General features: G+C 72.2%; 18 protein-coding genes. 6 read left to right on the top strand and 12 right to left on the bottom strand.

Annotation, left to right across the window (positions count from 1 at the left end):
- Positions 1-4 precede the first annotated feature (4 nt).
- The 12 genes from OG989_RS24035 to OG989_RS23980 form a co-directional block, all read right to left on the bottom strand.
- The gene (locus OG989_RS24035; protein WP_327028534.1) at positions 5-3,460 is read right to left on the bottom strand and encodes a discoidin domain-containing protein; all 3,456 of its coding nucleotides are present in this window, start codon (positions 3,458-3,460) and stop codon (positions 5-7) included.
- A gap of 288 nt (positions 3,461-3,748) precedes the next feature.
- A complete protein-coding gene (locus OG989_RS24030) occupies positions 3,749-4,804 on the bottom strand; it encodes an alcohol dehydrogenase catalytic domain-containing protein (RefSeq protein WP_327028533.1) in 1,056 nt (351 codons plus the stop codon).
- Positions 4,791-5,504 carry a GntR family transcriptional regulator gene (locus tag OG989_RS24025; RefSeq protein ID WP_327028532.1) on the bottom strand — a complete coding sequence of 238 codons (714 nt, stop codon included), beginning with the start codon at positions 5,502-5,504 and terminating at the stop codon, positions 4,791-4,793. The genes OG989_RS24030 and OG989_RS24025 overlap by 14 nt, the downstream gene beginning before the upstream one ends.
- Positions 5,505-5,512: 8 nt before the next feature.
- The gene (locus OG989_RS24020) at positions 5,513-6,424 is read right to left on the bottom strand and encodes a 2-deoxy-5-keto-D-gluconate 6-phosphate aldolase domain-containing protein (protein WP_327028531.1); all 912 of its coding nucleotides are present in this window, start codon (positions 6,422-6,424) and stop codon (positions 5,513-5,515) included.
- The gene (locus OG989_RS24015; RefSeq protein WP_192581239.1) at positions 6,421-7,422 is read right to left on the bottom strand and encodes an alcohol dehydrogenase catalytic domain-containing protein; all 1,002 of its coding nucleotides are present in this window, start codon (positions 7,420-7,422) and stop codon (positions 6,421-6,423) included. Before OG989_RS24015 ends, OG989_RS24020 begins: the two co-directional genes overlap by 4 nt.
- Complete coding sequence (locus tag OG989_RS24010) at positions 7,419-8,240, bottom strand: carbohydrate ABC transporter permease (protein ID WP_151452652.1); 822 nt, start codon at positions 8,238-8,240, stop codon at positions 7,419-7,421. The genes OG989_RS24015 and OG989_RS24010 overlap by 4 nt, the downstream gene beginning before the upstream one ends.
- Positions 8,237-9,100, bottom strand: coding sequence for a carbohydrate ABC transporter permease (locus OG989_RS24005; protein ID WP_192581238.1), 864 nt, complete (start codon positions 9,098-9,100; stop codon positions 8,237-8,239). The genes OG989_RS24010 and OG989_RS24005 overlap by 4 nt, the downstream gene beginning before the upstream one ends.
- A gap of 97 nt (positions 9,101-9,197) precedes the next feature.
- Positions 9,198-10,493 (bottom strand): ABC transporter substrate-binding protein, encoded by a 1,296-nt coding sequence (locus OG989_RS24000; protein ID WP_327028530.1) that lies wholly within the window; start codon positions 10,491-10,493, stop codon positions 9,198-9,200.
- A gap of 27 nt (positions 10,494-10,520) precedes the next feature.
- Positions 10,521-11,627: a diphosphate--fructose-6-phosphate 1-phosphotransferase gene (locus tag OG989_RS23995; RefSeq protein ID WP_151452649.1), complete on the bottom strand. Its 1,107-nt coding sequence runs from the start codon at positions 11,625-11,627 to the stop codon at positions 10,521-10,523.
- A 5-nt stretch (positions 11,628-11,632) separates the two neighbouring features.
- Complete coding sequence (locus OG989_RS23990; RefSeq protein WP_327028529.1) at positions 11,633-13,108, bottom strand: aldehyde dehydrogenase family protein; 1,476 nt, start codon at positions 13,106-13,108, stop codon at positions 11,633-11,635.
- A complete protein-coding gene (locus tag OG989_RS23985; protein WP_327028528.1) occupies positions 13,105-14,325 on the bottom strand; it encodes a mandelate racemase/muconate lactonizing enzyme family protein in 1,221 nt (406 codons plus the stop codon). The genes OG989_RS23990 and OG989_RS23985 overlap by 4 nt, the downstream gene beginning before the upstream one ends.
- A 342-nt stretch (positions 14,326-14,667) precedes the next feature.
- The gene (locus tag OG989_RS23980; protein ID WP_151452646.1) at positions 14,668-15,450 is read right to left on the bottom strand and encodes a DeoR/GlpR family DNA-binding transcription regulator; all 783 of its coding nucleotides are present in this window, start codon (positions 15,448-15,450) and stop codon (positions 14,668-14,670) included.
- A 128-nt stretch (positions 15,451-15,578) separates the two neighbouring features.
- On the opposite strand from OG989_RS23980, the gene OG989_RS23975 reads away from it, so the two are divergent.
- From OG989_RS23975 to OG989_RS23950, 6 genes are all read left to right on the top strand, one after another.
- Positions 15,579-16,454 (top strand): aldolase, encoded by an 876-nt coding sequence (locus OG989_RS23975; protein ID WP_151452645.1) that lies wholly within the window; start codon positions 15,579-15,581, stop codon positions 16,452-16,454.
- A 2-nt stretch (positions 16,455-16,456) separates the two neighbouring features.
- The gene (locus OG989_RS23970) at positions 16,457-17,185 is read left to right on the top strand and encodes a sulfite exporter TauE/SafE family protein (protein ID WP_327028527.1); all 729 of its coding nucleotides are present in this window, start codon (positions 16,457-16,459) and stop codon (positions 17,183-17,185) included.
- Complete coding sequence (locus OG989_RS23965) at positions 17,179-17,577, top strand: YidH family protein (RefSeq protein WP_327028526.1); 399 nt, start codon at positions 17,179-17,181, stop codon at positions 17,575-17,577. The genes OG989_RS23970 and OG989_RS23965 overlap by 7 nt, the downstream gene beginning before the upstream one ends.
- A complete protein-coding gene (locus OG989_RS23960; RefSeq protein WP_151452642.1) occupies positions 17,574-18,017 on the top strand; it encodes a DUF202 domain-containing protein in 444 nt (147 codons plus the stop codon). The genes OG989_RS23965 and OG989_RS23960 overlap by 4 nt, the downstream gene beginning before the upstream one ends.
- 86 nt (positions 18,018-18,103) lie before the next feature.
- Positions 18,104-18,724: an L-threonylcarbamoyladenylate synthase gene (locus tag OG989_RS23955; protein ID WP_151452641.1), complete on the top strand. Its 621-nt coding sequence runs from the start codon at positions 18,104-18,106 to the stop codon at positions 18,722-18,724.
- Positions 18,725-18,874: 150 nt separating this feature from the next.
- Positions 18,875-19,444, top strand: coding sequence for a TetR/AcrR family transcriptional regulator (locus OG989_RS23950; RefSeq protein WP_327028525.1), 570 nt, complete (start codon positions 18,875-18,877; stop codon positions 19,442-19,444).
- Positions 19,445-19,448: the final 4 nt, after the last annotated feature.

The following is a 19,448-nucleotide window of genomic DNA, read 5'->3' as shown; positions in this document are numbered from 1 at the left end:
ACGGTCAGCTCGTCGGCTCGACCCAGATGTTGCGGTAGTGGACGTTGAGGCCCGGGTCGCCGTGGTCCTGCAGCCGGATCGGCCCCACCGAGGGTCCCTCCGGGGCGCCGTTGCCCGTGGGCCCGTTGATCACCGCGTTGTCGTGGACGGTGACGCCGTTCCACACGACCGTGACCCGGGCGTTCTCCGTCTTCACCCCGGCGCTGTCGAAGCGGGCCGCCCGGAAGGTGACGTCGTAGGTCTGCCACGTCTCCGGCGCGCTGGCCGCGTTGACCGATGGCGCGATCTTTCCGTAGATGGCGCCGCCCTCGTCGTTGGCCGGGGTGGTGTCGCCGAAGGAGTCCAGGACCTGGAGCTCGTAGCGGTCCTGGAGGTAGATCCCGCTGTTGGCGCGGGCCTGACCGGTGACGTCCGGCGGGAGGTTGGGCAGCCAGAACTCGACGTGCAGCCGGAAGTCACCGAACGCGCGCCGGCTGCGGATGTCGCCGCCGAGGACCTCCACGCCGCCCTTGGCCAGCGGCCACGTGGCCGGGGTGCCGTTGGTGCTCTCGAAGTTGTCGAGGTGGGACCCGTCGAGGAGCGTGACGCGGCCGGTGTCGCCTGCGGGGCCGTGGACCTCGAACTCGTAGATCCGGGCCGCGTTGTCGGAGGTGCTGGTGGCCTTGGTGACGTTGAGTCGGACGTATCTGGCCTGGGTGGGGGAGATGTCGTGGGTGGTGGTGTTGGCCGTGTTGGCGGTGATGTTCGTCGTGGTCGTCCAGGAGGTGCCGTTGGTGCTGGTCTGGATGGTGAAGTCGCGGGTGTTCCAGGCGGTGTTCTCGCCGCCGGCGCCGGCGTGGCGTACGACGAACCGGTTCACGCTGCGGGTGGTGCCCAGGTCGACCTGCAGCCATTTGGTGGTGCCCGTCGAACACCATTTGTCACTGTTCCCGCCGGACACGCTGCCGTTCACGGCCCTGGCCGGGCCCTCGGTGGCCGAGCAGGAACTGTCGGCCGTCGCCGCCCTGCCCAGCGCGAGGTTCCCGGTCGCGGTCTGCCCGCCGTAGGCCTCGAACTCGTAGATCCGGGCCGCGTTGTCGGAGGTGTTGGTGGCCTTGGTGACGTTGAGTCGGACGTATCTGGCCTGGGTGGGGGAGATGTCGTGGGTGGTGGTGTTGGCGGTGTTGGCGGTGATGTTCGTCGTGGTCGTCCAGGAGGTGCCGTTGGTGCTGGTCTGGATGGTGAAGTCGCGGGTGTTCCAGGCGGTGTTCTCGCCGCCGGCGCCCGCGTGCCGTACGACGAAGCGGTTCAGGCTCTGGTTGGCACCCAGGTCGACCTGCATCCACTTGGTCGCGCCCGTCGAACACCACTTGTCGAGGTTGCCGCTGGTGGTCGTCCCGTTGACGGCCCTGGCCGGGCCCTCGGTGGGCGAGCACGAGCTGTCGGCGGTCGCCGCCCTGCCGAGCGCGAGGTTGACGGGCGGCTGCTGACCCGGGATGGCGTTGAGCGTGTACCACACCTCGGTGCTCCAGAGCGACTGGCCGTTGCTCGCCGAGAAGGGCCGGGGCGAGCGGACGTGCACCACCCGGCCGGCCTTTAGGCCGTTGATCGCCAACGTGACGGTCTTCCCGTCGGCCGACAGGGTGGCCGAGGAGACCGACAGCGTCTCCTCGTCGATCTTCGGCCCGCCGTACGCGGCCGTCGCCACGTAGCGCCACTGCTTGACCCGGTACTTGCTGGCCAGCGCGGCGGCGGTCGTCGCCGACAGGGGCTGGGTGTACTCGATCTCGAAGCCGTTGGGCAGGGCCCGCATCGCCCGCATGTCGAAGTTGTTGCCGCCGTTGGGGCTGATCTTCTGCAGGCCGTAGCTGAGCTTGCCCTCCTGCCCCCAGTTGCCGCCGCCGTGCAGGCCGCCGGTGTAGATGGCGCCGTCGGGCCCGACGGACACCTCGGACACCCCCGCCTCCAGGCCCTGGGTCATCCGGAACAGCGCGCCCTGGTACTCGCCGTTGACCTTCTCCAGGTACGCGCGCTGGAGCCCGCCGTAGGTGACGTCGCCGATGAGCATCTGCCCGGCGAACGGGCCCTGGTTGAGCATGACGGGGGTGCTCGGCGAGTTGCCGATCTCGTTCTGCGGCAGCCAGAGGACCGGCGGGGTGACCGGGTTGTTGTCGAACGGGCCGGCCGGGTTCATGTAGTGGTTGAAGAAGCGGCCCTGCTTGACGTGCACGAGCTTCGACGACGGCAGCCAGCCGCCCTGGTTGTCGGTGACGAAGATGTCGCCCTCCGGGCCCCAGCCGATGCCGTGCGGGGTGCGCAGGCCGCCGGCCACGTAGTCGATCGCGCCGGTGCTCCGGTTCACCCTGATGGTCGTGCCCCGGTTCGGGGCCGGCTGCGGGTCGGTCGTGGCGCCGCCGTAGTTGATGGAGACCGAGAGGTTCAGGTAGAAGTAGCCGTCCCGGTACAGCAGGCCGAACCCGAACTCGTGGAAGTTGCTGCCGAACGGCCAGGTGGCCACGGTGCGGTACTGGTCGGTCACCCCGTCGCCGTTGGTGTCGTTGAGTTCGGTGAGCTTCGCCTTCTCCGAGACGTAGATCTTCCCGTCGACGATCTTGAGCCCCATCGGCTCCTGGAGCCCTGTGGCCACCCGTTGCCGGGTCACCTGGCCGGGGCTGGTGCTGCCGGTGACGTTGCCGAGGATCCAGACCTCGCCCACGGTGGTTAGGGAACCGCCCCAGGTGGCCACGGCCAGCCGGCCGTCGGGGAACCAGTCGAACCCGGTGACCTGCGGCTGGAAACCACTCGGGCGCAGGTCGGTCAGGGTGTAGTTCGGGTGCACCGACGTGAGCGGCAGCCCGTCGCCGGGGGAGTCGCCACTGGCCTCGCACTCCTTGCGGCCGGGCGCGGTCACCCGGACGACGCCGGCGTCGGTGCTCAGTGCCGAGTTGGGGACGGTCACGAACGTGCTGGAGCCTGGCGTACGCCACTGCAACGTGAGCTGCTGGCCGCCCGTACGCTCGAAGTGCTCGATGCGCAGGGAGTGGTATCCGGTGGTCAGGTCGACGGCGCCGTCCTTCGGTTCCGGGCCGTGCGCGCCGTCGTGGTCGACGATCAGCGTGTCGTCGATCAGCAGGCGGGAGCCGTCGTCGCTGATGAGCCGGAAGGTGTAGCTGCCGGCCTGGGTGATGTTGACGTTGCCGAGGACGTGGACCAGGAAGTGGTCCTCGATGCCGAAGTCGGCCGCGCTCGTCCAGTCGACCGTCGGCATGAGCTTGTCGACGTTCGGTGTCTGGCCGGCCTTCAGGGTGCAGAGGTTGTTGAGCGGCACCTGCAGGTCGAAGACGCGCAGGGTGACACCGGGTTCCTGCGGCGGCGGAGCCGCACCCGCGCTCGGCGGGGACAGCCACAGGCCGGCGAGGGCGACGACAACGGTGAAGGCGCTTGCGAGGGGTACGCGTGCTCGTCGGGACGATCCGAGCATTCTTCTCCTCCAGGGGAGCGGGACAACGACGTACGTCGTCGCGCGGCGCTCGGGCTCAGCGGCGGGCCCGGACATCGAACGGACATCGTTGTCATGTCCTGATGGTTGGCCTGGCACGCCGCTGCCTGGTGAGGGCAACACTATGATTCTTAAATCTAAATGTCTAGATGTTTGTGCGAGATCGTCTGAACTTTCGTCCGGACGGTCAAAAGTCGGCAACGCCGTGCGACGCCACCGGGGCCCGGCCCCGGTGGCGTCGCACGGGTGGACCCGCCCGCTTCCGCCTGGCTACCGGCGGGCGGCCTCGACGCCGTGCGGGGCGACGAAGACCTTGTCGGCCTGTCCGACGGCCTGGGCCTCGAGCGCCTGCGAGACCTTCTCCAACGGGAAGAACGCCGGCCGCAGCCGGTCCAGACCGAGCGTCGGAAGCATGCCCACGGCGCGGTGGTGGGTGTACGGGTTGATGACCGCCCCCACGATGGTCAGCTCACGCGCGAAGACCTCGTTGGGGCGTACCCGGGCCTCCTCGTCCGGCCGGGCGACACCGAAGACCAGGATCCGGCCGCCGCGGCTGGCCATGCCGATCGCGGACTCCAGCAGGCGCGCCGAGCCGACGGCGTCGACGACGTACGGGAAGCCCAGGCCGTCGGTCAGGGCCCGGGCCGCCGCCTCGCTGGCCGGGTCGGTCGGATCGAGGGCGGCGTCGGCTCCCATGCGCAGCGCGAGGTCGCGGCGGTCCGGGCGGGGATCCATGACGACGACGGGGGCGAGCCCCCGGGAGCGGGCCAGCGCCACCATCATCGCCCCCGCCGGGCCCGCGCCGTAGACGAGCACGGGCAGGCCGGAGCGGGGCGCGAGCTGGTCCATGCCGTGGATGCAGCACGCGAGCGGCTCGGTGAGGGCGCCGATCCACGGTGGGGTGTCCGGGGGCAGCCGGTAGGCGATCCGTGCCGGCACGACCATGCGTTCGGTCATCCCGCCGTCGAGCCGTACGCCGTAGCCCCGCTTGGCGTCGCAGAGGTGTTCCTGCCCCAGCCGGCAGTACGCGCAGGCGGTGCAGTAGTCGTGGGGCTCGACGGTCACGAGGTCGCCGGGCGCGAGCCGGTCGACCCCGGGGCCGACCTCCCGCACCCGTCCGCAGACCTCGTGGCCCAGCACGACCGGGCGGGCCGCCGGGAAGCTGCCGCCGACGATGTGGCCGTCCGTGCCGCAGACCCCGACGGCCAGGGGCTCGATGGCCACCTCGCCGGGGCCCGGGGCGCGCTCGGGCAGCTGCTCGACGCGTACGTCGCCCGGACCGTGGCACCGGACGGCGGCGATCGTGCGGGCTTCAGTAAGCGGCACGAAGCAGCTCCTTGAGTCGGCGGATGTGCGCCCGGGCGGCCTCACCCGCGGCGTCGGGGTCACCCGAGCAGAGCGCCTCGAAGATGGCCTGGTGGTCGGCGACGGCCTGGGCCATGCCGCCGGTGAGGCTGGTCGAGCGCATCGCGATCAGGACCCGACTCTGGACGCCGTCGAGCATCCGGGTCAGCACCGGGCTCTGCGCGGCCTGCCGGATCTCCCGGTGGAACGCGGCGTCGAGCTCGATGTGGCGGGCGAAGTCGCCGTCCGCCGCGACCTGCCGGTGCTCGGTGATCAGGGCGAGCAGGCGGCGGCGCAGCGCCGGGCTGTACCGCTGCGCCGCCAGCCGGGCCACCGCCCACTCCAGAGCCTCGCGGGCCTCGTAGAGGCTGACCAGCTCCTCGCCCTCAATGCGGGCGACGACCGCGCCGCGGTTGAGGGTCTCGCGCGCCAGTTCGTCCTGCACCAGGCGGATCACCGCGTCGCGCACGGGGCTGCGGCTCACCCGGAACTCCTCGGCCAACGCCGGGACGCTCAGCCGGGTGCCGGGCCGCAGCTCGCCGGAGATGATCCGGTCGCGCAGCGTCCGGTAGAGCAGCTCGCCGACCCGCTCACCGGTGTGCGGGTCCGCCTCCTGCGCGGGCGCGGTGGCGGGCGCCGGCAGCGTCGCGGCGGGGGGCCGGGGCGGGGAAGGTGGCGTCACTGGTGTCCTCACTCGTGCGGCTCGGGCCCGACCGGCACCGCGGCGAGGAACGCGGCGGCGAATCCGCGATAGTTCGCGGCGACCGCCGCCACCGCCTGAGGGCGGGCCAGGTCCCCGGCGAGCAGCCCGCGCAGCGCGTCCCACCAGATGCTACGCCCGATAGCGAAGCCGGTGAATCCGGCGGCGGCGGCGTCGGCGAGCCACCCCTCGACCCGCGCCGCCGGCGCGTTGGCGCCGAGCAGGATGCACTCGCCGCCGGCCTCGGCCGCGATCCGGGCCGCGGTGCGGTAGTGCTCCTGCCGGTCGAGGTGCTCCAGCTTCCAGACGTCCACCGGCACCTCCTCGAGCAGCTCGGTCATCGCGCGGTGCACCAGCGCGGGACGCAGTTCCCGCTCGAACCGTCCCGGGTCGCCGCCGACGGCGTCGAGCTGCGCGGGCGTGGGCGGCACGAGCAGCTCGAACAGGAAACGGCCACCGGTGTCGCGGACCGTCGTGGACACCTCGGCCAGCCGGGCACGTTGGACGCGGTTGCCGTCGACGTCGCCCTCGACGTTGTAGCGGACCAGGACCTTGGGCAGCTCCGGTCCGTGGTGCTCCAGGTGGGACCTGAGGTCGGCCGGCTCGGTCTCGTAGATCTCGCAACCACCGCGTTCGAGCGGCATGCTCACGGTCACCCCGTTGGCGTGGGCCCGCTCGGCCACACCGGGGCCGAGCGTCGCGTCGACGAGGATGCCGGCGTGCGCGGCGAGCCTCGGCTCGTCCGCGAGCGCCGCGAGGAGACCCTCCACCACCATGTGCTTGCCGTCGGCGATCGCCGCGCGTTGGCCGCGCGTGGCGGTGCCGGTGTGGCCGTAGAGCGCCTGGGTGAGCCAGGGACGCTGGTCGACCGCGAGGATGAGCAGGTGCTGCGGCTGGTTCATGAGGCGTCCTCCGACACGATGCAGGGTTTGAAGTAGTCGCCGGCGACGAAGCGGGCGAAGGCGTCCGGCAGCTCGGCGAGGGTCACCGGCACCGTCAGCCGGTCCCGCAGCGCGGCGCCGTGGCCGCGCAGCAGGTCCCAGTTCGCCTCGACCTCGCTGGTGGGGAAGTAGAAGGAACGCACCGTGTAGCAGTCGGTGCGCCGCCAGCGGGGCGTCGCGGGCATCGTGTAGGGCTCGTCGGACTCGCCGAGGGCGATCACCGCGCCGCCGGGCGCGACCACCCGCTGCGCGGTCTCCCGGGCCGCCGCGGCGCCGCTGACCTCGACCACGAGGTCGTACTGGTTCTCCGCCGCCAGGTCGCCGGCGGCCCGGGCGCCCAGCTCGACGGCCGTGGCGAGGCGACCCTCGTGCGGGTCGAAGGCGTCCACCTCGCCGACGCCGAAGGCGCCCGCCACGGCGACGACCCCGAGGCCCAACGGGCCGGCGCCGATGACCAGCGCCCGGTCGACGCCGTCGGGCTGGGTGCGCTGCCACAGGCGCAGGGCGTGCGCGGCGGTGCCCACGGTGTCCAGACCCAGCACCGCCGTGTCCAGCGGCACGTCGTCGGGCACCGGCAGCAGGCAGCGGGCCGGCACGTCGACGTGCTCGGCGAACCCGCCGTCGCGCTGCCAGCCGATCAGCTCCCGCAGGTGCAGGCACTGGTTGGTGCGGCCGGCGGCGCAGCGCCGGCACGTACCGCAGAAGACCGGGATGTAGACGATGCCGCGGGTCCCGACGGGCACGGTGACGTCCGCGCCGACGTCGACCACGGTGCCGGCGATCTCGTGCCCCGGCACCACGGGTGAGCCCGACCGCAGCAGCCGCTTGTCCGAGCCGCAGAGGGCGCAGACGTCGACGCGTACGCGTACCTGCCCGTTCGCGACCGGGCCGAGCGTGGCCCGCTCGAAGTCGATCCGTCCGTCGCCCAGGAAGCGGGCACGGACACTGGTGGTCGTCACTTGACGGCACCTCCGGTGATTCCACGCACCAGCCACCGCTGCGCGAAGATCGTCAGCAGTAGGGCCGGCGCTGAGATGAGCGTGCTGGCGGCCATCAGACCGCCGAAGTCGTTCGATCCCTGGCCGATGAAGTTGAAGGCGATGACCGTCAGCGGCAGCGTCTGGTCGTTGGCGAGCGCCAGGGCGAACAGGAAGTAGTTCCAGGAGAAGACGAAGCTGAGCGTGAGTGCCACCGAGACGCCGGGCATGGCGAGCGGCAGCACCACCATGCGGAACCGCTGCCAGGTGGAGGCGCCGTCGATGAGCGTCGACTCCTCGATGCTGATCGGGATCTCCTCGAAGAACGGGATCAGCAGCCAGATGCACAGCGGCAGCGTGACGATCAAATGCGCCACGATGAGCAGGGCGTAGTTGAGCCCCGTGTTCGACGGGGCGTCGATCCGGATGGAGAGCACGAACAGCGGCAGCACGAACAGCACGCCGGGTGCCATCCGGGCGAGCAACGTCACGAAGCCCAACGTGTTCAGTTGCCGCCGGACGATCACGTACGCGGCCGGTGCGCCAAGCACCAGGCCGAGCAGGGTGGAGCCGCCGGCCACGATGAAGCTGTTGACGATGTAGCGGCCGAACTCGAACCGCTCGAACAGGTTGGTGAAGTTCTCCAGCGTCAGTGGCGAGGCCACGTCGAACAGGGAGCCGGTGATGTCGACGTTGCGCCGCAGCGACGACCAGAGCATGAACAGCACCGGGCCGAAGAAGACCACGGCGAACAGGAAGTACGCGGTGTAGACGCCGACCAGCCGCTTGCCCGCGCTCATTTCGCGGCCCTCCTTCGGACCAGGGTGAAGACGGTGGCGATCAGTACGACGAGCACCAGCAGGGCGATCTGCAGGGCGGCGGCGTAGCTGGGCGCCTGGTTGATGAACGCCTCGTTGTAGCCGTACACGTTGAGGGTGTTCGTCGAGTCGACCGGCCCGCCCTGGGTCATGATGTAGATGGTGTCGAAGAAGCGGACCAGGTCGACGGTGCGCAGCAGCATCGCGACGATCAGCACCGGCCGCAGCAGGGGCAGACCGATGTTCCACGCGGTACGCCAGCCGCTCGCCCCGTCGATGGCCGCCGCCTCGAACGGCTCCTCCGGCAACGACCGGATGCCGGCGGAGATGATCAGCGCCATGAACGGCGTCCACTGCCAGATGTCCACGAGCGCGATGGACCAGGGCGCGATGGACGGGTCACCGAGCCAGACCACGGGGTCGATCCCGATGACGGCCAGCAGTTCGTTGGCCGCCCCCAGCGACGGATCCATGATCAGCAGCCAGAGCAGGCCGACCGCCACCGACGCGGTGATCGCCGGGATGAGCATCATGCCCTGGAAGACGCGCCGGCCGGGCACGTCCAGGCTCATCACGTAGCCGAGCGCGAGTCCCAGCACGGTCTCCACGGCGAGGCACACCACGAAGAGGAAGAGCGTGACCTTCAGGGAGTTGTAGAACGCCGGGTTGGCGAACATCTGGGCGTAGTTGTCGAACCCGAGGAAGCCCGTGTTCGTGCCGTCGGACTGCCGGTCGGTCACCGACAACCAGACGGTGTACGCGATCGGCAGCAGGACCAGCAGGGCGGTGACCACGGCGGCCGGCACCACGAAGGGCCAGATCCCCCGGGCGGTCGGATGCACCGTCCTTCTCGGCCGGCGCCCCGCCCCCCGCCCCGCCGTGCTGGCGGGGCGGGGGCCGGTCGGGCGTTTCGTCGTCGTGTCGGTGCTCATGAGGCTCCTACTCGCTGTTCTTCGCCAGCAGCGGGGTGAGGCCGTCCTGGATCTGCTTGGCCGCGTCCGCGGCGCTCGCCCGGCCGAGGATCACGGTGCCCACCGCGTCGCCGATGACCTTGCGCATCTCGGGGGCCGCGACACCCACCGGCCCGACCTCGGTGTCACCGTCGGTCTGCGCCTTCGTCAGCGCCGCGTTCCACTGCTTGAGCGTCTCGGTGTTGAGCGTGGCGGTGTAGGCGGGGTCCTGGCTGACCGAGGTGCGCGGCGGGGCGATGCCGGACTTGGTGAGCTCCAGCTGCGTCTTCGCGCTGGTGGCCCACTGCACGAACTTCCACGCCGCGTCCTTGTTCTTCGAGAACGAGGAGACCGACAGGCCCCAGGACAGCACGGTGGTCTTGGAACCGGCGGCGCCGGCCGGGAAGTCGAGGACGCCGATCTTGTCCGCGATCTTGGAGGTCTTGGGGTCGACGATGCTGCTGACCTCGTTGCTCGACTCCAGCTCCATGGCGGCGTTGCCGGCGGCGAACAGGGCCGAGGACTGGGTGAAGGTGTTGTTCACGACGCCGGGCGGGCCGTACTCGCGGGCCAGGGTGGCGTAGCGGTCGATCGCCTCGATCGCCTTGGGGTCGTCGAAGTTGGGCGTGCCGTCGGGCTTGGTCCAGCTCACGCCCTGCGAGTGCAGGAACGGGCCGAAGGTGAACGGCAGCGCCGCGGACTGCCCGCGCAACGCGATCGGGGTGACGCTGCCGCCGGACTTCTGCTTGATCGTCTCGGCGGCGGTGGTCAGCTCGTCGAGCGTCTTCGGCGGCGTGACGCCGTACTTGTCGAACAGGTCGGTGCGGTAGTACAGCACCACGCCCTCGACGTTGATCGGCGCGGCGATCAGCTTGTCGTCCACGGTCATGCCGGCCCGTACGGCGGCCGGGAAGTCGTCGACGTCGTAGTCCGCCCCCGCCTTGCCGACGTGGTCGTCCAGCGGCTCGTAGTAGTTGGACTTGGCGAACTGGGGGCCCTCACGGGAGGGCAGCGTCATGAACACGTCCATCGAGGCACTGCGCGACTGGAGGTTGAGCTGCACCTTGTCGCGCATCTGCTGCTCGGCGAACGTCTGGACCTTCACCGTGACGCCCGACTCCTTCTCGAAGTCGTCGATCAACGGCTCGATCGCCCGCTGCCAGGGGTGGTTCGACATGATCAGGTTGATCTCGTTGGCGGAGCCGGCGGAGTCCGAGCCGCAGCCGGCGGTGAGTCCGCCGACCAGGGCCAGGGCGAGCGCCGCGCTCAGGTACCTGTGCCGCATGTGCCTGCCTTTCGATGGAGGGGTCACTCAGGCGATGAGAGGGGTGAGCCAGTCGTGGAAGTCGCCGAGGTCGGCGGGGTCGGTCGTGCGCCACGGCGCGGGTACCGGTCGGGTGTGGCCGGCCACCTGGGCCAGTGGCACCGGGTCGTACCCGGCGGCGTAGGGGTCGGTGCCGACGCGGTGCAGGCCGACCATGAGTCCGCTGCGCCCGTCCGCGAGCAGCCGCGCGGCGTGCCGTCCGGCCTCGGTCGCCTCCCGGCGGTCGACGTCGCCGGCCAGGGCGCCGGCCGAGCGCTGCACCATGCCGAGGACCTCGCCGCGGGCGGCGACCCCGAGTTCGGCGGTGACCAGCGCGGCGAGCCGGCGGGACACCCCGCCCAGCAGGATCCTGGTGTGGTTGGCCGCCTCGAAGGGCTCGTCGGTCAGCTCGCGGGCGGCGCCCTCGCTGGTCACCACGAACGCGCGGCCGTGCGCGTGCAGGGCGTCGTCGACCTGGCGCAGGAAGTCCGCCCGGTCGAACGGCACCTCCGGCAGCAGGACGAGGTGCGGTGCGTGTGCCGGGTCCTCCCGGTGCCACGTCGCGGCCAGCGCCAGCCAGCCCACCGACCGGCCCAGGGTCTCCACGATGCGTACCGGCTCGATCGCCCGCATGGCCGCGTGGTCGCGGGCGAGGTCGGGCACGACCCGGGTCAGGTAGCGCGCGGCGGAGCCGAATCCCGGGCAGTGGTCGACGCCGACCAGGTCGTTGTCGACGGTCTTGGGGATGCCCGCGGTGCACAGGGGCAACCCGGCCTGCTCGGCGCGTTCGGTGAGGGCCCGCAGCAGCGCCATCGTGCCGTTGCCGCCGATCAGCGCGACCCCCTCGACGCGGTGCTCGGCGAGCGTCGCGACCGCCGCGTCGAGGTCGTCGCCGGTGACCGCCCGGCGACCGGCGCCGAGCCAGGACCCGCCGCGGTGGGTCCAGGCTGGCGGGACGTCGGCGAGGGTGACCGGGGTGAGCCGGCCGTCGACGAGACCGTCGGGGCCCCCGCGCAGGGCGAGGACCTCGTGTCCCTCGGCGCCCTCCAGGAAGCCGCGCAGGCTCGCGTTGACGACGGCGGTCGGCGCGCCGGTCTGGCCGATGAGCAGGCGCATGACGCTCAGGCCCCCACCGGGCGGGAGGCGACACTGAGGTGGGTCTGGAACGCCTCCAGGCCCGGCCGGCCGCCCTCGTAGCCGACGCCCGAGTCACCGAGCCCGCCGAACGGCACCCACGGCGTGTTCGGCGTGCCCGTGTTGATCCCGACGATGCCGGCGCGCAGCCGGTCGGCGACCGCCCGCGCGGCGTCCAGGTCGGTGCCGCACACGTAGCCGGCGAGCCCGTAGCCCGTGGCGTGGTGCACCGCCAACGCCGCGTCGAGGTCGTCGTAGACGTGCACCGGCGCGACCGGTCCGAAGATCTCACCGGTCATGGCGCGGCTGTCCACGGGCGCGTCGAGCAGCACCGTCGGGGCGGCGTAGTGCCCGGCGGACGGCGCCGCGCCGTGCGGCGCGACGGCACGGGCGCCCCGGGCGACGGCCTCGTCGACCAGAGCGGCCATGCGCGCCGGGTCGCCCGCCGGGGCGAGCGGGCCGATGTCGGTGCCGGGGTCCCGGGGATCGCCGACGCGCAGGGCGCGGGTGGCCTCGACGAACGCCTCGACGAACTCCCCGGCCACCTCCCGGGCGACCAGGATCTGGTTGGCCGCGATGCAGGACTGGCCGTTGTTGCGGTACTTGGCGACCATCAGGGTCTGCGCCGCGGCCTGCGGGTCGGCGTCCGGGAGGACGACGAACGGCGCGCAGCCGCCCAACTCCATCACCGTACGCAGGAACCGCGGCGCCGCCTCGGTGGCCACCAGGCGACCGACCCGGGTCGAACCGGTGAACGAGACCGCCCGCACCGCCGGCGCCGCGAGCCACGGGGAGACGACGTCGGCCGGGGTGCCGAGGACGGTGCCGAGCGCCCCGTCGGGCAGGTGCCGCTCGCACACCGCGGCGAGCACCATCGACGACAGCGGAGCCAGCTCCGAGGGCTTGAACAGCACCGGGCAGCCCGCGGCGAGTGCCGGTGCGATCTTCCGGGCGGGGATGGAGACCGGGAAGTTCCACGGGGTGAGTACGGCCGCGACCCCGACCGGCCGGGCGGCGACCCGGTGCTCGTGCTGCGGCACCACCGTCAGCCGTTGCTCCTCCTGCCGCTCGACGAGGTCGGCCATGACCCGGAAGTAGGTCACGGTCAGCCCCAGCTCGGCGGTGGACTCGGCGAGCCGCTTGCCGGTCTCCCGGGTGATCAGCCCGGCCCAGTCCGGGCGGGTCGCCAGGGCCTCGATGTCGTCGGCGATGGCCCGCAGGGCCGCGGCGCGCTCCGCCACCGGGGTGGCCGCCCAGGCCGGCAGCGCGGCGGTGGCGGCGGCGAGCGCGCGGGCGGCGTCGGCCGAGCCGCCGGTGCTGACCTCGGCGAAGGCCGTCCCGGTGGACGGGTCGACGACGGGCAGGGTGGGCGCCCCCGTGACGGCGCCCGGGAGCGCCCGGCCGCCGATGCGCACCGCGCTCCGGGTTGCCAGGACCTCGTCGACGATCGGGGAATCGGTCACGACAGCTGCTCCTCGTACGGCTCGAGCTGGTCCGGATCGAGGTCGATACCGAGACCGGGGCGGTTGGGCACGGTGACCGTGCCGTGGGCGGTCAGGAACTCGTCGGCGGCCCGGCGCAGCGGGTTGGACCGGACGTCCCACTCGACGAGGGACGTCGCCGGGCTGCTGGCGGCCACCTGCACGGTCGCGGCGGTCGCGATCGCGCCGTTGTACAGATGCGGGTTGACGGTCTTGCCGGCGGCCTCGGCGGCCCGGAGCACCGTCAGGTACTCGCTGATCCCACCGACCTTGGTGAGGTCCGGTTGCACGATGGTGACCCCGCTGCCCCGCAGGTACGGGGTGAAGGCCGCGGCGCCGTAGAGGTTCTCGCCGGTGGCCAGGGGCATGCCGGTGCGGGTGCCGAGTTCGTCGAGTTCCTCCGGCCGGTCGCCGGCGAGCGGCTCCTCGACCCAGGCGACACCCAGGTCGGCCAGCGCCGGCAGCATCCGCAGCGCCTCGGGCAACGACCACGCCTGGTTGGCGTCGGCGAAGATCTGCGCCCCGTCGCCGAGGACGCGCCGCGTGGTGCGGACGTTGTCCAGGTCCCGGTCCCGGCCGAAGCCGACCTTGACCTTCACGGCGGTCAGCCCGAGCGCCCCGCAGTGCGCCGCGGTCTCGGCGACCCCGGCGGGGCCGAGGCTGGAGCCGTAGACGGGCAGTTCGGTGCGGGGGTGCGTGGTGAGCAGCGACGCCAGGCTCCGCCCCGCGTGCCGGGCGGCCAGGTCCCACAGCGCGATGTCGACCGCGCTCACCGCCTGGTGGATCGGGCCGGGCGCACCCCACTGGCGGCCCAGCGGACCCAGCTTCGCCATCAGCGCCCGCTGCGCGTCGGCGGGGTCGGCCGGCCGCGTGCCGAGCAGCAGTGGCGTCACGCCCTCCCTGATCGTGGCGATGCGCTCGCGCCAGGCCCAGGACGGGTAGTTGGCCCAGCTCTCGCCGACGCCGATCGAACCGTCGGCCAGCTCGACCTCGACCAGCACCATCACCCGGTGGGTCAGGGGGGCGAAGGACATCGCGATCTGCTCGGCGGGCCGGGCGCGGAACACCCGGCACCGCACGTCGGCGACGGGGACGTCGGGCAGCCGCACGGCGCCCACCGAGGGGCCGGCCTTTCCGGCCGCGGGGGCGGCCTGGTCGACCACGTCCGGGGCGTGCTGCAGATCTCCGCTGAGTCCCATGAGGCCTCTCTCACACTTGTGAAGAACTGCATGCAGTTCTAGCCGGCGTTCATCCGCCCGTCAAGGGCTGGAAACAAACTGGGTCGTCCCGGTGACCGGCGGTGGCGGGCGAAAAAGGACGACGCGCCCCGCAACGGGACGTGTCGCCGCGGTGGTGCTGGTGGGCTACCCGGACCGCCGGGCCCGCCGCAGGGCTACGCGGACGGCAGGGCCCGCCGCTGGGCTAGCTGGACGGCCGGGCATGCCGCTGGGCTACCGGGACGGCAGGGCCCGCCGCAGGGCGTCGTGACACCCGGTGCCGCCCGCCGGACCGGCGGCCGGTGGCGGAGTGGGCCGGAAAAGTCAGGCGGTGATGACGCGGATGCCGTTGCGCCGCACCGTCGTCGCGACCGGCTCGGGCAGGGGCGCGTCGACGACCACGCTGTCGATCCGGTCGAGCCCGCAGACCTGCACCGGGGCGGTGGCGGTCAGCTTGCTCGCGTCGACCACCAGGACGATCTCGTCGGCGATCTCCATCAGGGCGTGCTTGGCGCTGAGCTCGATCTCCGAGCGCACGTAGACCCCGCGCTCGTCGACGGCGCCGGCGCCGAGGAAGAGCATCCGGATCCGCAGGCGGCGGGTCAGGTCCAGGGCCGCGAAGCCGACCAGCGCCTGGTTGTCGTGCAGCAGCTCGCCGCCGATCCCGATGACGCGGGCGCGCGGACGCGACAGCATGTGCCCCAGCACCGGCACCGAGTGGGTGACCACGCATCCCTCGAACTCGGCGGGCAGGGCGTGGGCCACCTCGGCGGCCGTGGTCCCGCTGTCGATGCCGATGGTGTCGCCGGGCTGCACCAGGGCGGCGGCGGCCGCCCCGATCGCGAGTTTGGCCTGCGTGTGGGTCTGCGCCCGGGAGGCGAAGCCGGGGCCGGCCACACCGCCGGGCGGCAGGCTGACACCGCCGTGCACGAGGGTCACCTCGTGGGACTCGGCGAGCTGGCGCAGGTCGCGGCGGACGGTCATCTGCGAGACGCCGAGCTGGGCGCTGAGCTCCGCCACGGAGAGGAAGCCCGCCCGCCGCAGCGCGGCCATGATCTGCGTGCGGCGCCGGGGGGCGCTCTCGTAACGGGACGTCTGCACGCTCACGCCGGGCCCTCCTGCCGGATGTCACCCCACGGGGCTCGGTGGAGAGTTTAGAGCAACCGAGGGATGTTATTTTTCTACCATCCGATGGTACGTTGCCAACGTCCTTTGGTAATCCCGGGAGGTACCCCATGACCGTCGCCACCGTGTCGCCCACCGTTCTGGCCCGCCCCTCCGGCGGCTACGCCATGCTCGCCGTCGACCAGCGGGAGGCCCTGCGGGCGATGTTCGCCGCCCACCAGAGCCAGCCGGTGACCGACGAGCAGATCACCGCCTTCAAGGTCGCGGCGGCCCGCGCGCTGAGCCCCCACGCCTCGGCGATCCTCGTCGACAAGCAGTTCGGCTGGGACGCCGTCATCGCCGAGGAGGCCGTCGCCGCCGAGTGCGCCCTGATCGCCGCCGCCGACCGCTTCACCGCCAGCGCCACCGAGTTCGTCGCCGACGTCGCCATCGACGACGACGTCGACCCCGCCGCCGTACGCGCCCAGGGCGCCAAGGCGCTCAAGCTGCTCGTGCTCTGGCGCCCCGACGAGGACCCCGCCCCCCGGATCGCCCTGGTGACGGACTTCGTGCGGCGGTGCCGCGACAACGGACTCGTCAGCATCATCGAGCCGGTGTCCCGCGCCCCCCGCCAGGGCGGCGCCTTCGACCACGACGCCGGCATCCTCGCCGCCGCCAGGGAACTCGGCTCGCTCGGCGCCGACCTCTACAAGGCCGAGGTCCCCACCGCCGGGCAGGGCACCCCGGCGGAGATCGTCGCCGGCTGCTCCCGGCTGAGCGAGTCCATCGCCGGGCCCTGGGTGGTGCTGTCGTCGGGTGTACCCGCCGAACTCTTCCCCGACGCCGTCCGCCTCGCCTGCCAGGCCGGGGCGTCGGGCTTCCTGGCGGGCCGGGCGATCTGGGCGTCGGTCGTCGGCAGCCCGACGATGGCCGACGACCTGCGGACCATCTCCGTGGATCGGCTGCGCCGCCTCTGCGACGTGGTTGACGACGCCGTGTCCCGCTGACGGTGGCCCTCCTCGGCGCCGCCCTCGCGGTGGTGGCGGTCGCCCTCGGGGCGGCCATGCAGCGGGTCACCGGGCTCGGCTTCGCGCTGGTCGCGGCGCCGTTCCTGGTCATCATCCTCGGCCCGTTCACCGGTGTCGTGCTGGCGAACCTGCTCTCCGCCGCGATCAACCTCGTCGTCCTGGCCTCGACCTTCCGGGCGCTGCACCGCAGGTTGGCCGTGGAGATGATCGTCGGCGTCGTGGTCGCCGTCCCCCTCGGCGCCTGGGTGGTGGCGTCCCTGCCCGGTCCGCTGCTGCTCATCGGCGTCGGCTCGATCACGGCGATCTCCGTCGCCTGGGTGGCCCGGGGCAACCCGCTGCGCTTCCTCCGCGGCCGGGCCGGGCCGGTGTTGTCGGGCTTCACGTCGGGGTTCTTCAACACCACCGCGGGCACCGGCGGGCCGCCCCTGGCCGTCTACGCGGTGAGCACCGACTGGGGCCAGCGCAGCTTCGTGCCGACCGTGCAGGTCGTCGGCCTGGTCACCAACGTGCTGTCGCTGGCAGCCAAGGGCACGCCGGCGCTGTCCTGGCCCCTGCTGCTGGCCTGCGGCGTGGCGATGACCGTCGGCATCGCCGGAGGTCAGGTGCTGTCCCGCTGGCTGCCGGAGGAGCGGGCCCGAGGATCGGTCATCGGGCTGGCCTTGGTCGGCAGCGTCATCGCCGTCGGAAAGGGAGTGACCGCCCTGTGGTAGTCGAAACGGACGACGAGACCTCCTCGCGGACGCCGGGGCGACGCCGGTGGCCCGGCCGGGTCTTCGACCGGGGCGTCGATCCCGACCCCCGGTTCAGCCTCGCCAACGAGCGCACCTTCCTGGCCTGGATCCGTACGTCGCTGGCGCTCTTCGCGGCCGGGATCGCCCTGGAGGCGCTGGCCCTGCCCATCGCGCCCGGGCTGCGCCGCGCCGCGGCCGTCGTGCTGATCGTGCTCGGCGCCGCGGCCCCGGTGCAGGCGTGGATCGGCTGGCTGCGTACGGAGGCGGCGCTGCGCCTCGGTCGGAGCCTGCCGCCACCCGCGCTGGCGATGCCGCTCGGCCTGGGCCTGGTCCTGGCGGCCGGACTGATCCTGGTCGGCCTCGTCCGGTGAGCCGTGCCGCCGCACCCCGCGACGGGGACCGCCCGGCGTCGGCGGGTCCACCCGGGACACCCCCTCGCCTGGACGGCGACCCCGGCCTGCAACTGGAGCGGACCATGCTGGCCTGGCGGCGCACGGCGGCGGCGTTCCTGGTGGCCGGTGCCGTCGGCGCGCGACTGCTCACCCCGCTGCTCGGCGGCTGGGCCTATCCGGCCGTGGCGGCACCGGCGCTGTGCGTGGGCGCGCTCGCCCTCGCCAGGTGCGTCCCACCGCGCCGCCCTACTGGGCGGCGACCGGCCACGACGGCGCGCGGGAAGTCGATGCCACCGGGTCCGACGGTCGTCACCCCGGGGGCGGGCCGGATGGCCGGCGTCGCGGCCCTGACCTGCCTCCTCGGCCTCGCCGCGGCGGCGACCGTGCTGACCGCCACGACGCCGCCGTCGACCCCCTGACCGTGCGAACTGCGGCGACCGCGTCGAGGTGGCCGTACCAGAACTGGGGGAGGCGCGTCGTCCGGGCAACACCTAGTCTCGGGCGTATGGCGAGGTACTACGACGTGCACCCGGACAACCCGCAGCCCCGGGTCCTCCGGCAGGTCGTCGACCTGATCCGCAGCGGCGGCTTGATCGCCTACCCGACGGACTCGTGCTTCGCGTTCGGTTGTCAGCCGGGCAACCGGTCCGGTCTGGATCGGATCCGGGAGATCCGTCGGCTGGACGAACGGCATCACTTCACTTTGGTGTGCCGTGACTTCGCCCAACTCGGCCAGTTCGTGCAGGTCAGCAACTCGGTTTTCCGGATGGTGAAGGCGTGCACCCCGGGCAGCTACACCTTTATCCTGCCGGCGACCCGCGAGGTGCCGCGCCGGCTGCTGCACCCCAGGAAGCGCACCGTGGGCGTACGGGTCCCCAGGCACACGGTCGTCCAGGCGCTGCTGGCCGAGCTCGGCGAGCCGTTGGTGTCGAGCACCCTGATGCTGCCTGGCGAGGACGAGCCGATGACCCAGGGGTGGGAGATCAAGGAACGGCTGGACCATCTCCTCGACGCGGTGATCGACGCTGGCGACTGTGGAAAGGAACCGACCACCGTGGTCGACCTGTCGCAACCTGAGCCCGAGATCCTGCGCTACGGGGCCGGAGACCCGGGCTGCTTCGAGTAGCCGCATCGTTGGGGCGACGGTCGTTCGGGACGCGGGCGCGGGTTGCCCACGGTCACCTACCGCTTGCGGTTAGTCACCGGACATCTCTCGACGGAATTTAGGAACGACTGTTCTTGACTGGTCGTTCCTAAACCCGCTACCGTGGTTGACATGGGAAGACCACGCGGGTTCGACGAGGAACAGGCTGTTCAGGCGGCTGTGGAGGTGTTTGCCGACCAGGGCTACGACGGCACGTCCGTCGATGACCTGGTGGCCAAACTCGGCGTCCATCGCAACAGCCTGTACAAGACTTTCGGCAGCAAGCGTGGGCTCTACACAAGGGCGCTGCGCTGGCACGTGGAGCACCAGGTGCGACCACTCGTCCTGGCCGTCTCGGCGGCCCACGACATCACCGAGGCCCTGCATCGCGCACTTGCCGCCGACGCGGCGCAACCCGGCTTCGACCTGCTCCTGAGGGCCGCGGTTGAACGCGCGCCCATCGACGCCGAGGTCGCCGAAATTGTCGCCAGTTGCTTGCAGGAGTTCGACGAGGCCCTCGGCCGGGTTCTGATCGCCACGTATCAGGGCGCTGACGAGACCGCTCGCGTCGCGGCGCCGGCCACCGAGCTGACCGCCGCTGTGCTGGGTCTGCGCCTGCGAGCCAGGGCCGGCGCGTCCGGAACGCACACCACCGAAGCCGGCGGCGCTGTGGCCGACCAGCTCAGCCGGCACGAGATCTGAGGAG

The organism is Micromonospora sp. NBC_01740 (assembly GCF_035920365.1).
GTDB classification, from domain to species: Bacteria; Actinomycetota; Actinomycetes; order Mycobacteriales; family Micromonosporaceae; genus Micromonospora; species Micromonospora reichwaldensis.
Note: the sequence above shows the minus strand (reverse complement) of the source record. Positions and strands in the feature narration are given on the sequence as shown.

Bases quoted from the DNA above. Each gene is read 5' to 3' on its own strand.
- OG989_RS23995 (WP_151452649.1), bottom strand. From the start codon at position 11,627: ATGCGCCTGCTCATCGGCCAGACCGGCGCGCCGACCGCCGTCGTCAAC.
- OG989_RS23975 (WP_151452645.1), top strand. From the start codon at position 15,579: ATGACCGTCGCCACCGTGTCGCCCACCGTTCTGGCCCGCCCCTCCGGC.
- OG989_RS24020 (WP_327028531.1), bottom strand. From the start codon at position 6,424: ATGAACCAGCCGCAGCACCTGCTCATCCTCGCGGTCGACCAGCGTCCC.
- OG989_RS23955 (WP_151452641.1), top strand. From the start codon at position 18,104: ATGGCGAGGTACTACGACGTGCACCCGGACAACCCGCAGCCCCGGGTC.
- OG989_RS23985 (WP_327028528.1), bottom strand. From the start codon at position 14,325: ATGGGACTCAGCGGAGATCTGCAGCACGCCCCGGACGTGGTCGACCAG.
- OG989_RS24010 (WP_151452652.1), bottom strand. From the start codon at position 8,240: ATGAGCGCGGGCAAGCGGCTGGTCGGCGTCTACACCGCGTACTTCCTG.
- OG989_RS24035 (WP_327028534.1), bottom strand. From the start codon at position 3,460: ATGCTCGGATCGTCCCGACGAGCACGCGTACCCCTCGCAAGCGCCTTC.
- OG989_RS23950 (WP_327028525.1), top strand. From the start codon at position 18,875: ATGGGAAGACCACGCGGGTTCGACGAGGAACAGGCTGTTCAGGCGGCT.
- OG989_RS24000 (WP_327028530.1), bottom strand. From the start codon at position 10,493: ATGCGGCACAGGTACCTGAGCGCGGCGCTCGCCCTGGCCCTGGTCGGC.